General features: G+C 63.1%; 14 protein-coding genes. 10 read left to right on the top strand and 4 right to left on the bottom strand.

The window, feature by feature from the left end:
• Window positions 1-3: 3 nt before the first annotated feature.
• The 4 genes from BLQ85_RS16040 to hemB all read right to left on the bottom strand — a co-directional run bounded on the left by BLQ85_RS16040 (window position 4) and on the right by hemB (window position 3,505).
• Window positions 4-585, bottom strand: a complete 582-nt coding sequence (locus tag BLQ85_RS16040; protein WP_074578244.1) for a DUF1003 domain-containing protein — start codon at window positions 583-585, stop codon at window positions 4-6.
• Window positions 586-721: 136 nt separating this feature from the next.
• Window positions 722-1,330 carry a DUF2799 domain-containing protein gene (locus tag BLQ85_RS16035; protein ID WP_074578243.1) on the bottom strand — a complete coding sequence of 203 codons (609 nt, stop codon included), beginning with the start codon at window positions 1,328-1,330 and terminating at the stop codon, window positions 722-724.
• 39 nt (window positions 1,331-1,369) lie between these two features.
• Window positions 1,370-2,485, bottom strand: coding sequence for a magnesium transporter CorA family protein (locus BLQ85_RS16030; RefSeq protein ID WP_074578242.1), 1,116 nt, complete (start codon window positions 2,483-2,485; stop codon window positions 1,370-1,372).
• Window positions 2,486-2,488: 3 nt separating this feature from the next.
• Entirely contained in the window at window positions 2,489-3,505 is a 1,017-nt protein-coding gene (gene hemB / locus BLQ85_RS16025) for a porphobilinogen synthase (RefSeq protein WP_007875026.1), read from the bottom strand.
• 446 nt (window positions 3,506-3,951) lie between these two features.
• Here hemB and BLQ85_RS16020 point away from each other — a divergent pair, with 446 nt between their 5' ends.
• The 10 genes from BLQ85_RS16020 to BLQ85_RS15975 form a co-directional block, all read left to right on the top strand.
• Window positions 3,952-4,380, top strand: a complete 429-nt coding sequence (locus BLQ85_RS16020) for a CopD family protein (protein WP_007875025.1) — start codon at window positions 3,952-3,954, stop codon at window positions 4,378-4,380.
• 164 nt (window positions 4,381-4,544) lie between these two features.
• Window positions 4,545-5,639 carry a VanZ family protein gene (locus tag BLQ85_RS16015; protein ID WP_074578241.1) on the top strand — a complete coding sequence of 365 codons (1,095 nt, stop codon included), beginning with the start codon at window positions 4,545-4,547 and terminating at the stop codon, window positions 5,637-5,639.
• Window positions 5,640-5,817: 178 nt separating this feature from the next.
• Window positions 5,818-6,090: a DUF2798 domain-containing protein gene (locus tag BLQ85_RS16010; protein ID WP_083336882.1), complete on the top strand. Its 273-nt coding sequence runs from the start codon at window positions 5,818-5,820 to the stop codon at window positions 6,088-6,090.
• A gap of 43 nt (window positions 6,091-6,133) precedes the next feature.
• Window positions 6,134-6,472: a (2Fe-2S) ferredoxin domain-containing protein gene (locus BLQ85_RS16005; protein ID WP_074578239.1), complete on the top strand. Its 339-nt coding sequence runs from the start codon at window positions 6,134-6,136 to the stop codon at window positions 6,470-6,472.
• 27 nt (window positions 6,473-6,499) lie between these two features.
• Window positions 6,500-7,141 carry an alpha/beta hydrolase gene (locus BLQ85_RS16000; RefSeq protein ID WP_074578583.1) on the top strand — a complete coding sequence of 214 codons (642 nt, stop codon included), beginning with the start codon at window positions 6,500-6,502 and terminating at the stop codon, window positions 7,139-7,141.
• 54 nt (window positions 7,142-7,195) lie between these two features.
• On the top strand, window positions 7,196-8,410 hold the full coding sequence (locus BLQ85_RS15995; protein WP_074578238.1) for a D-alanyl-D-alanine carboxypeptidase family protein: 1,215 nt from the start codon (window positions 7,196-7,198) through the stop codon (window positions 8,408-8,410).
• 248 nt (window positions 8,411-8,658) lie between these two features.
• Window positions 8,659-9,036: a 30S ribosomal protein S12 gene (rpsL, locus tag BLQ85_RS15990; protein WP_007851137.1), complete on the top strand. Its 378-nt coding sequence runs from the start codon at window positions 8,659-8,661 to the stop codon at window positions 9,034-9,036.
• 225 nt (window positions 9,037-9,261) lie between these two features.
• The gene (gene rpsG / locus BLQ85_RS15985) at window positions 9,262-9,735 is read left to right on the top strand and encodes a 30S ribosomal protein S7 (RefSeq protein ID WP_011481226.1); all 474 of its coding nucleotides are present in this window, start codon (window positions 9,262-9,264) and stop codon (window positions 9,733-9,735) included.
• Window positions 9,736-9,957: 222 nt separating this feature from the next.
• Complete coding sequence (gene fusA / locus BLQ85_RS15980; RefSeq protein WP_007875017.1) at window positions 9,958-12,060, top strand: elongation factor G; 2,103 nt, start codon at window positions 9,958-9,960, stop codon at window positions 12,058-12,060.
• A 146-nt stretch (window positions 12,061-12,206) separates the two neighbouring features.
• Window positions 12,207-12,297, top strand: a 91-nt coding sequence (locus tag BLQ85_RS15975; protein ID WP_032978997.1) for a GTP-binding protein, incomplete at its 3' end; no start/stop codon positions are given.

Genomic DNA, 12,297 nt, shown 5'->3' with positions numbered 1-12,297 from the left:
ACGCTAACTTTTCTTCGGGGCCTTTGCGGCAGGCGAGTCTTCGTGCTGCGCCTGTTCAATCTGGGCGACCAGTTTTTCCGGGTTGGTGTTTTCCTTGAGGATGCGCAGATCCGGGTCGCTCCCGCTATCGGCGCCGACTTTTTTGGCGATGCGCTCCAGCATCTGGATCATTTTGGTGTTTTCCTGCTCGGTCAGCAGGTTGATCTGCAGGTCCAGCTGGTTGCGCCTGTCGCTGACGCGCAGCTCGTAGTTCTGGCTGATCAGGATAAAGGACGCGAGAAAAATCGCCTCGAGCGAGACCACCAGCGTGAGGAAGGTGAAGGGATACGGGTCCCAATGCGCCAGCCCCGGCCAGGTGTTGAGGGCTATCCAGCCTGCAAAAGCGGCCGCGTGCAGCCAGACAAAAGGCATGGAGCCGCAGAAGCCGGCGATAAAGGCCGCCATGCGGTCGGCGCGGCTGCGGTTGGCCAGCGCGGTTTCCTCCACGCGCCGCATGGACTGCACGTTTTCGCGTGTGAGGTCGTCGGCGCGGGTATCGCGGGCGTTCCTTGCTCTGTGCCGGGCGTCAGCGGGCTGCTTGTGCATGGGAAATCCTCCTTCATGGGCATGGATACGCTTGAGCCAGTGTGTCCAGCGCGGGCGAAAGAGGGCGTCGGACGCCGCCGTATGGTGAGGCCGGGAAATGGCTTTTGGCGCGGCGCCGGGGCTGTGGCGGGCCCGGCTAGTACTGGCCGCGCTGGCGCATGTCGCTGCGCAGGCGGTCCAGCTGGTAGCTGGCGTCGCGCACCGCGTAACGGGCTTCTTCAATGCGCCGGTCCGAGCGTGCGAGCTGCTCGCGCAGGGTGCGCTTGCGGTCTTCGGCGGTTTTGGCGTCGCGCAGTTCCGCCTGCATCTGGTCCTGCTCGCGCTGCAGCCGCGCCAGGGTCTTGCGGGCGTCCTGCTCGCGCCAGGCAATGCCGTGGATGTTGCGGAAGTTCTGGTCCATGGGCGCGGGGCAGACGCCTTCGTAGCTGTTGCCGGCCAGGCCTTCGTTGAGGGCGTTGGCCGGCTGGCAGTAGCTTTGCAGGCCCTGGTCGCGGCCCGCGCGGTAGACGGCCACGTTCACGGCAATGCCTGCCTTGGCGCAGGACTCGTAGTAGTCGGCGGCGCGGTCGGTGCGGCCGCGGCTGCCGTCCTGCACGCCCAACTGGCGCCAGTCGGCGGTGGCGCATTCGGCGGGGCTCAGGCTCTCGCAGCCGGCCAGCAGTGCCGAGACCGCCAACAGGGCCAGCCAGGACGCCCGCGGCAGGAAAGTGCCGGCGAAGAAGAGGCGGGTGAAGGCAACTGGCATGGCGGTGTCTCCTGCGAATAGACTGGGATTGCGACGCGCCTAGCCGCGAGTTCGGGCGATGTATTGCTTGCGCCAGAATACCGTCCCGACCACGGCGACGATCAGGACCATAAATCCGGCGGTCCACCAGAAGCCGGTGGAAGTGTGAAGAAAAGGCATGAACTCGAAATTCATCCCGAAGAAGCCGGTGATCAGGTTCAGCGGCAGGAAGATGGCGGTCAGCGCCGTCAGCGTGCGCATGATGTCGTTGGTGCGGTTGCTTTGCGCCGAAAAATGCATCTGCACCGCGGTTTCGGCGCTTTGCTCCATGCGGCGCACATGGTGGACCACGCGCTCTATGTGCTCCAGCACATCGCGCGAGCGCACCTTGAGCAGCTCGCGTTCGCGCACCAGGGCGGGCGTGCCGCCTTCGGGCCAGGTCTCCACGGAATCGATCCAGTCCTGCACGGCCGAGCGCTGGTCCTCGCAGATTTCGTCCAGCTGGTGCATGGCCAGCCGCGCGTCGAGCACCGAGCTCCAGTTGGTAAAACGCGTGCCGGGCCTGAGCAGTTCGGACTGCCAGTGGTCGAGCTGGCGCGTGAGCTCGCGCCGCAACTCCAGGTAGCCGTCCACGATCTGGTTGACGATGCGCAGCATCATGTCGGCGGGGCTGGCGGGCAGCTTGACGCCGCTGGAGCGCGATTCGGCGGTGGTGGCGTTCAGCAGCCGGGACGCGTAGGCGTCGCGCACCGCGCAATCGGCGGGATGCACCGTCAGCAGCAACTGGTCGAATACGGCGAAGCCAACCGGGCTGGTGTCTATGCGCTTGAGCACCGGCGGCCCGCTGCGCTTGAGGCGCGCCTGCAGCGGCTCGCCGGGCTGGCTGAGGTCGGTTTCGGTCTGGCTCGCGGCCAGGCGGCGGAACACCAGGATGTCGTACTGCGAGGTGTAGTCGTAGTGCGAGGGCAGCTGGTTGTTCAGCAGGTCGGAGACATGCAGGTCCACCAGCTGGGTGCCGCACAGCAGCTGCAGGCTGGCCTGGATCTGGGCCTGCAGCGCCTCGAACTCGCGGCGCGCGCAGGCGATCCAGACAAAACCCTGCGCCGGCAACTGGGTCGGCAGGGCCTCGGTTTCGACGACGCCCTGGCTTCCGGCACTGATGGTGAAAACGCGCACTGCTCAGGCTTGCCGCAGCTTGCGCGCGGCATCGATCGCAAAATAGGTCAGCACGCCGTCGGCGCCGGCGCGCTTGAAGGCCAGCAGGCTTTCCATCATGACCGCGTCGTGGTCCAGCCAGCCGTTCTGCGCGGCGGCCTTCATCATGGCGTATTCGCCGCTGACCTGGTAGGCGAAGGTGGGCACCTTGAACTCGTCCTTCACGCGGCGCACCACGTCCAGGTAAGGCATGCCGGGCTTGACCATCACCATGTCGGCGCCCTCGGCGATGTCCATGGCCACCTCGCGTAGCGCTTCGTCGCTGTTGCCCGGGTCCATCTGGTAGACCTTTTTGTCGGCCTTGCCGAGGTTGCCGGCCGAGCCCACCGCATCGCGGAAGGGGCCGTAGAAGGCGCTCGCGTACTTGGCGCTGTAGGCCATGATGCGTGTGTGGATCAGCTTTTTGGCTTCCAGCGCCTGGCGGATGGCGCCTATGCGGCCGTCCATCATGTCGCTGGGCGCGACCATGTCCACGCCGGCCTCGGCCTGGCACATCGCCTGCCGGACCAGCATGGCCACCGTCTCTTCATTGAGGATGTAACCGTTTTCGTCCGGCAGGCCGTCCTGGCCGTGCGTGGTGAAAGGATCCAGCGCGACGTCGGTCATCACGCCCAGGCCGGGGAAGTTCTTCTTGAGTTCGCGCACCACACGCGGGATCAGGCCGTCCGGGTTGGTGGCCTCCTTGCCGTCATAAGTCTTGAGCGAGGCGTCGACCACCGGGAAGAGAGCCATCACCGGGATGCCCAGCTTCACGCATTCCTCGGCCACCGGCAGCAGCAGGTCCAGGCTCAGCCTTTCGACCCCGGGCATGGAGGCCACCGGCTGGCGCTGCTGTTTGCCGTCCACCACAAACACAGGGTAAATCAGGTCGTTTGCGGTAAGTGTGTGCTCGCGTACCAGGTTGCGGGTGAAGGCGTCGCGGCGCAGGCGCCGGGGGCGGCCTGCCGGAAAGGGGGCGAAGTTGGAGGCGTGGAAAGTCATGCGCAAATTGTGCCAAAGCTTTCGGAAAAGCCGCGAGCTATTTGGCGCACGGCCCGTGCCCAGGAGCGCTTGGCCAGCTTTACATGATTGTTTCTTAGGTTACTTAGAAAAGCATTGCCAAGGCCGGACGGCCGTGGTTAGAATTGATACGTGTGGTTACCATTTGGTAGCTGCATCCCGCTTTTCCTCCCTGAGCGGGGCCTTTGCGTGTGACAGCAAAAAGGCTTACCAGCCCGGTGGCTTATGCCTCCGGGCATTTTTTTGCCCCGCGCATTCATAAATCCGCTGGCCGGGCGAATCGCGGCGTTGCGCGGTGCTCGGCCCATTCCGGTGTCCTGCGCTCCGGGCGCCTTGCGCTTCATCCCGGCCGGCGAATTTCTGAATGCGCGGCTGCAGCGTCCAAGCCTGATGGCGGGGTTTTACAGGCTGCGGACTAAACTACCTTCATGCTCTGGGTCAAATCACTCCACATCGTTTTTATCGCCAGCTGGTTTGCCGGGCTGTTTTACCTGCCGCGCATTTTTGTGAACCTGGCGATGGTGCCGCCGGAAAGCGTGGCAGAGCGCGAGCGGCTGGTGCTGATGGCGCGCAAGCTGATGCGCTTCACCACCATCCTGGCCGTGCCGGCGCTGGCTTTTGGCCTGTGGCTCTACCTGGGTTACGGCATAGGCCGCGGCCCGGGCAATGGCTGGATGCACGCCAAGCTCGCCGTGGTGGTGCTGGTGATCGGCTATCACCATGCCTGCGGCCGCCTGCTCGCGAAATTCGTGGCCAACCGCAACACGCGCAGCCACAAGTGGTTCCGCTGGTTCAATGAAGTGCCGGTGCTGCTGCTGCTGGCCGCCGTCATCCTGGTCGTGGTCAAGCCTTTTTAGGATCACAAGCGGGCATCGCAGTGAAAAAGAAGGCCCCCCAAAAACCAGCAGGCACCAGCGGACCGGCTTTGCCGGACGCTAGGCGTCGCCCCCCGCAAGGGGGGGCAGAACTACACGAAGCGAAGCGCAGTGAGGATGTCGGGGGTGTGCCAAATTCCAGGGGTGTGCACAAGACCACTGCCTGGCCCCTCGCGCTGGCCGCCATCTGCCTGATTGTTTACGCCAGCCTTTACCCCTTCACGGACTGGCGCGACCAGGGCATCTCGCCCTTTCGCTTCCTGATGGCGCCGCTGCCTCAGTACTGGACCGGTTTTGACGTGGGCGCCAACCTGCTGGGTTACGCGCCGCTGGGCTTCCTGCTGGCGCTGTCGGCCCTGCGCAGCCGGCGCGTGTCCTGGGCCGTGACGGTGGCGGTGCTGGCCAGCGGCCTGCTGTCGCTGGCGATGGAGACGCTGCAAAGCTACCTGCCGGTGCGTATTCCTTCCAACGTCGACCTGTTGCTGAACACGGTGGGCGCCTGGCTGGGGGCCTGCTTTGCCTGGGCGCTGGAAAAAACCGGCGTGGTGGACCGCTGGAGCCGCTTTCGCGCGCGCTGGTTTGCCCATGACGCGCGGGGCGCGCTGGTGCTGCTGGTGCTCTGGCCTATGGCCCTGCTGTTTCCGGCCTCTGTGCCCATGGGGCTGGGGCAGGTGTTCGAGCGGCTGGAAGCGGCCCTGGCTGATGCGCTGGCCGATACGCCTTTTTTGCAGTGGATGCCGGTGCGTGATGTGGAGCTGCAACCCCTGGTGCCCATCGCGGAGCTGGTTTGCGTGGCGCTGGGTGCGCTGATTCCCTGCCTGCTCGGCTATTGCGTGATCCGCACGCTCTGGCAGCGGGCGGCCTTCTCGGCGGCGGTGATCGCGGCCGGCATCGTGGCATCGGCCCTCTCCGCGGCCCTGAGTTACGGCCCCGACCACGCCTGGGCCTGGCTGGACATCCCAGTGCAGGCGGGCTTGGGCCTGACGGCCGTGCTGGCCCTGTTGCTGCTGGCCGTGCCGCGCCGCGCGGCGGCCGCGCTGGCGCTGCTGGCGCTGGCCATTCACCTGGGGCTGCTCAACCAGGCGCCGGCGGACCCCTATTTCGCGCAGACGCTGCAGACCTGGGAGCAGGGCCGTTTCATCCGCTTTCACGGGGTGGTCCAATGGCTGGGCTGGCTCTGGCCTTACGCGGCGCTTTTATATGTACTGGTGCGGCTGTCGGGCCGGGAGCCCAAGGCCTAGCCGCACGCGGAACCCCCTTCATCTGCTACCATCACCTGGCGATCTCCCTCAAGAGTTGCCGTAAGCGTTTACGTTAATCAACGCGCCAACCACCGCCGGCCCTGCCGGGCGTGTGTTTTCCTTCAGGCCTGCCGGCCGCGGGAAAGGCGCCTTGACTGGACGGCTTATGGAAACATGTATGAACTCTTCGAAATCTTCATCGCGCACCCCTTTCGGTTTCGCCAAGCTCCCCGCACGCAGCGCGCGCTGGGTCACGCCTTTGCTGCTGTCGCTTTTCATGACCTGCATCGTCTCGCTCATCAGTACGTTCAAAGGCGTGGGCCTCGCGCCCGGCGTCCTGCGCATCTGGCTGGGCGCCTGGGCCGTTTCCTGGGTCATTGCCTTCCCGACCCTGCTGCTGGTTCTCCCGCTGGTGAGAAAAGCCACGGCTTTTGTCGTCGAGGCCGCCTGAGCCTGCGGAACATATCGAACACCACATCCTCTAAAGTCACCACATGCCTGAACATAATTCCTATTACGAACGCCATATCTTCTTTTGCCTGAACCAGCGCGCCAACGGTGAAGACTGCTGCGCCAACCACCGCGCCCAGGAAGGTTTTGACCGCTGCAAGTCGCAGGTCAAGGCCGCCGGGCTGGCCGGGCCCGGCAAGGTGCGGGTCAACAAGGCCGGCTGCCTGGACCGTTGCGCCGGCGGCCCGGTGGCCGTGGTTTACCCGGAAGCGGTCTGGTACACCTATGTGGACGCCAGCGACATCGACGAGATCGTTGAGTCGCACCTCAAAAACGGCAAGGTGGTCGAGCGCCTGCTCACGCCCGCGCACCTGGGGCGCTAGGCCTTCTGATTGAAGAAAGCGGTTTCCGTGAACTCCCAAACCCAAAAATCCATCATCCAGGGCCCGGCGGGCGCGCTGGAAATCGCGCTGGACCTTCCCGCCGGCGATTCGCGCGGCGTGGCGGTCATCGCGCACCCGCATCCGCTGTTTGCCGGCACCATGGACAACAAGGTGGTGCAGACGCTGGCGCGGGCTTTTGTGCACTGCGGCTGGACGGCGGTGCGCTTTAACTTTCGCGGCGTGGGCGGCAGCGCCGGCAGTCACGACGAAGGCCGGGGCGAGCTCGAGGACCTGCTGGCGGTGGTGGAGCACGCCGCGCCGGCGGGCGACGGGCAGCTGCTGGCGCTTGCCGGGTTCTCCTTCGGCGCTTTTGTGACCACGCATGCCTTCCAGCGCCTGGCCGCAGTCCGCACTATCGAGAAGCTGGTGCTGGTCGGGACCAGCGTGAGCCGCGCGCCGGCCGCGCCGATTGACCCGGCCGCACACCTGAAAACCCTGGTGGTGCACGGCGAGCAGGATGACACGGTGCTGCTGTCGGCCGTGATGGACTGGGCGCGCCCGCAGGCACTGCCTGTTACGGTTGTGCCCGGGGGCGGCCATTTCTTTCATGGACAATTGCCCCTGTTGAAAAATCTTGTGGTCCGCCACCTGTCCTCGCCTTCAGCCTGACCCGCGCCGCCAGGCTTTTTGTTTTCTTAAATTCCTACTTTTCAGCGATACCCCATGCACCTTTCCTTCAAGGCTTTCCGCCCGGCCGCCGGCCTGCGCGCCTTCGCCGCCGCCCTCCTGGCTTTCTCCGCGGTGCTGCCCCAGGCGCACGCCCAGGTGCCGCAGGCGCCTGAAATCGCCGCGCGTTCTTATTTACTGCTGGACGTCACCGCCAACCAGATCCTGGCCGCCAAGGACATCGATTCCCCGGTCGAGCCGGCCTCGCTGACCAAGCTGATGACCGAATACCTGGTCTTCGACGCGCTCAAATCCAAGAAAATCGACCTGAAGCAGACCTTCGGCGTCAGCGAGCGCGCCTGGAAGATGCCGGGTTCGCGCATGTTCATAGACCCGAAAATGCAGGTGCCTGTCGAGGACCTCATCAAGGGCATGGTGGTGCAATCGGGCAACGACGCGACCATGGCGCTGGCCGAGGGCGTGGGCGGCACGGCCGAGCATTTTGTGCAGCTCATGAATGAGCAGGCCAAGGCGCTGGGCATGAAATCGACGTCCTACAGAAACCCCGAAGGCCTGACTGAGGTGGGCCACACCACCACGGCGCGCGACCTGAGCATCCTGGCCACGCGGCTGATGACGGATTTCCCCGATTACATCGGCTACTCGGCCATCAAGAAGTACCGCTACCCCGGCACGCCGGCCGCCAACGACACCAACCGCAACACTTTGCTGTTCCGCGACCCGACGGTGGACGGCCTCAAAACCGGCCATACCGACGCCGCCGGCTACTGCATGATCGCCACGGCCAAGCGCGACTTCCCCAACCTGGGCGCGTCCGGCGCGCCGGGCGGACGGCGCCTGCTGGCCATTGTGCTGGGTACGACCAGCGACAGCGCCCGCGCCAATGAGTCGCAAAAGCTGCTCAACTGGGGCTACACCGCCTATGAAGCCGTCAAGCTGTTTGACGCCGGCCAGGCTGTAGTTGCGCCATCCGTCTGGAAGGGCAAATCGTCCACGGTGAAGCTGGGCCGGCCCCAGGCCATCGTGGTAGCCGTGGCCGCAGGCAGCGCGCCCAAGGTCAAAACCCAGGTGGCCCGGCCGGACCCGCTGGTCGCTCCTTTTGCCAAAGGACAGGCGGTCGGCACGCTCAAGGTCATGCTGGGCGACAACCCGGCGCCGGTGGCCGAGGTGCCGCTGGTAGCCCTGGAAGCGGTGGAAGAAGCCGGCATTCTGGGGCGTGCCTGGGATGCCATCCGGCTTTGGATCAAATAAAGCAGGCTGAAAATCGGGAGTGTGCGCTAACATTCCCGGTGATTTGAGCCTGGCGGGGCGTCAAAATCCCGAAAAGGCCTGCTGGCCTTGCCTTGCGCGCGCAGGCATGGCCTGGCGCTTTCCGCCTTTTACTTGAGCGTTTCCCCCAACCGGTTTATACTAGAAGGCTTTTCCGCTTTCACGGCGGGAAATATTTGTGCCCGTATCAACACGGTAAATCAGTTTTCAGACGTTTAGGGACGTTTTCAATGCCAACCATCAATCAGTTAGTCCGTCAGGGGCGCGAGGTCGAAAAGATCAAGTCCAAGAGCCCTGCGATGGAAAATTCCCCGCAGCGCCGCGGTGTGTGCACCCGTGTGTACACCACGACGCCAAAGAAGCCCAATTCCGCTCTGCGTAAGGTTGCCAAGGTGCGCCTGACCAACGGTTTTGAGGTCATCTCCTACATCGGCGGCGAAGGCCACAACCTGCAGGAACACAGCGTGGTGCTGGTTCGCGGCGGTCGTGTCAAGGACTTGCCCGGTGTGCGTTACCACATCGTCCGTGGTTCGCTCGACTTGCAAGGCGTGAAAGACCGCAAGCAGTCGCGCTCCAAGTACGGTGCGAAGAAGCCAAAGGCCAAATAAGCCAAACGGCTCGGGTTGTCTCTTCATTGAGCGCTCGCGCCAGAGGAAGTTGTCACGAAAGTCTGTGACAGTTCTTCAAAAAAACAGGTGTTTCACTCGCCCTGGCAGGTGGTTGAAACGAAGTGACCCAAGTGCAAATGGTTGCACCGGTCGAGTAAGTGAGGGTTTTGATAACTCTCGCGGTGTTGCCAAAAGCAATGCCAACTGAAGCAAAGAGGTGAAAAAATGCCACGTCGTCGCGAAGTCCCTAAACGTGAAATTCTTCCTGATCCGAAATTTGGCGATGTTGATCTCGCCAAGTTCATGAACGTGATCATGCAAGGCGGCAAAAAGGCCGTCGCAGAGCGCATCATTTACGGCGCGCTCGACTTTATCGAGAAAAAGAACCCCGGCAAAGATCCGCTCGAGGCCTTCCACATGGCCATCGGCAACATCAAGCCCATGGTTGAAGTGAAGTCCCGCCGCGTCGGCGGTGCCAACTACCAGGTGCCGGTTGAAGTGCGTCCCGTTCGCCGTATGGCCCTGGCCATGCGCTGGCTCAAGGAAGCTGCCAAGAAGCGCGGCGAGAAATCCATGTCCCTGCGCCTGGCCAATGAGCTGATGGAGGCGACCGAAGGCCGCGGCGGCGCCATGAAAAAGCGTGACGAAGTTCACCGCATGGCAGAAGCCAACAAGGCGTTCAGCCACTTCCGCTTCTGATTGTTGAGCGCAGTATTTGCTGCGCTGAATTGAGGGGTTGCCGGGTGATTTGAAGGTGTGAGCCACCTTGATCGCCGGCGGTTCAGCCCCAGTTTCTGCCAGCCGGGTGTCGTGCACAACATGATTCCCTGCAGGCAGACGCGTAGAAGAAATGAAGGATGCCCGGGTGCCGGGCAGTCTTTCAACGAGTCTTTGTTCGTAACCCCGAACTGAAAGTAATTTATGTCCCGCGCTACCCCCATTCAAAACTACCGCAACATTGGTATCTCCGCGCACATCGACGCCGGCAAGACCACCACCACCGAGCGGATCCTTTTTTACACCGGCGTGAACCACAAGATTGGTGAAGTGCACGACGGCGCAGCGACCATGGACTGGATGGAGCAGGAGCAGGAGCGTGGCATCACGATTACCTCCGCCGCCACCACCTGCTTCTGGCGCGGCATGGACACGTCCCTGCCCGAGCACCGCATCAACATCATCGACACCCCGGGCCACGTGGACTTCACCATCGAGGTGGAGCGTTCCATGCGCGTGCTTGACGGCGCCTGCATGGTGTACTGCGCCGTGGGCGGCGTTCAGCCCCAGTCCGAAACCGTCTGGCGCCAAGCCAACAAGTACAAGGTTCCCCGCCTTGCGTTCGTCAACAAGATGGACCGCACCGGTGCGAACTTCTTCAAGGTCGTTGAGCAGATGAAGCTGCGCCTGAAGGCCAGCCCCGTGCCCATGGTGATCCCCATCGGCGCTGAAGAAAACTTCACCGGCGTGGTCGACCTGATCAAGATGAAGGCCATCATCTGGGACGAAGCGTCCCAGGGCATGAAGTTCACCTACAGCGAAATTCCCGCTGAGCTGGTGGCGACCGCCAAGGAATGGCGCGAGAAGATGGTCGAGGCCGCTGCCGAGGCGTCTGAAGAGTTCATGAACAAGTACCTCGAAGAAGGCGACTTGACCGAAGACGAAATCAAGCTGGGTATCCGCACGCGCACCATCGCCAGCGAAATCCAGCCGATGTACTGCGGCTCCGCCTTCAAGAACAAGGGCGTGCAGCGCATGCTGGACGCCGTGATTGAATTCATGCCTTCGCCCGTGGACATTCCGCCCGTGAGCGGCACCGACGAAGACGAAGCGCCCGTGGTTCGCAAGGCCGACGACGAAGAAAAATTCTCCGCATTGGCCTTCAAGCTGATGACCGACCCGTTCGTGGGTCAGCTGACCTTTGTGCGCGTGTATTCCGGCGTCCTGAAGAAGGGCGACAGCGTCTACAACCCGGTCAAGGGCAAAAAAGAGCGTATCGGCCGTATCGTGCAGATGCACGCCAACAACCGTGAAGAAGTCAGCGAAATCCGCGCTGGCGACATCGCCGCCTGCGTGGGCCTCAAGGATGTGACCACCGGCGAAACGCTGTGCGATCCCGATGCCATCGTCATGCTCGAGCGCATGGTCTTCCCCGAGCCCGTGATTGCGCAGGCCGTGGAACCCAAGACCAAGGCCGACCAGGAAAAAATGGGCATTGCCCTGCAGCGCCTGGCGCAGGAAGATCCTTCTTTCCGCGTCAAGACCGACGAAGAATCCGGCCAGACCATCATCGCCGGTATGGGCGAGCTGCACCTGGAAATCATTGTTGACCGCATGAAGCGCGAGTTCGGCGTGGAAGCCAATGTGGGCAAACCCCAGGTGGCCTACCGCGAAACCATCCGCAAGACCGTGGAAGAAGCCGAAGGCAAGTTTGTGCGCCAGTCCGGCGGTAAGGGCCAGTACGGCCACGTTGTGCTCAAGATCGAGCCCAACGAAGCCGGCAAGGGCATCGAGTTCGTCGACGCCATCAAGGGCGGTGTGGTTCCCCGTGAATTCATCCCCGCCGTGGAAAAGGGCATCAACGAAGCCGTCACGTCCGGCGTGCTGGCCGGCTACCCCGTGGTCGACGTCAAGGTCACGCTGCACTTCGGTTCGTACCACGACGTGGACTCGAACGAACTGGCCTTCAAGATGGCTGCCATCTTCGGCTTCAAGGAAGGCTGCAAGAAAGCCGGCCCGGTGATTCTGGAGCCGATGATGGCTGTGGAAGTCGAAACGCCTGAAGACTACGCCGGCAACGTGATGGGCGACCTGTCCTCACGCCGCGGCATGGTTCAGGGCATGGAAGACATGGTTGGTGGCGGCAAGGCCATCAAGGCCGAAGTGCCGCTGTCGGAAATGTTCGGTTATTCGACCACGCTGCGTTCGATGTCGCAGGGCCGTGCAACGTACTCCATGGAGTTCAAGCACTACTCTGAAGCTCCGCGCAACGTGTCGGAAGCCATCATGGCTGCCCGCGCCAAGTAAGTCACTTCAGCCGCCGGTCCCGGATGGGCCGGCGGCTTTTTTCCTTGTCTGCGATTGTGTGCCGCTTTGTACCCGTGCGAAGCGAATCAGCAACACAGTGCAGACGTTAAACCGTACACGGGCATGTTCTTTATCTGGAGAGAAAAATGGCAAAAGGCAAATTTGAGCGGACCAAGCCGCACGTCAACGTAGGCACGATTGGCCACGTGGACCATGGCAAGACGACGCTGACGGCGG

The sequence above is a fragment of the Polaromonas sp. JS666 genome (assembly GCF_900103405.1).
Lineage (GTDB): Bacteria > Pseudomonadota > Gammaproteobacteria > Burkholderiales > Burkholderiaceae_C > Polaromonas.
Note: the sequence above shows the minus strand (reverse complement) of the source record. Positions and strands in the feature narration are given on the sequence as shown.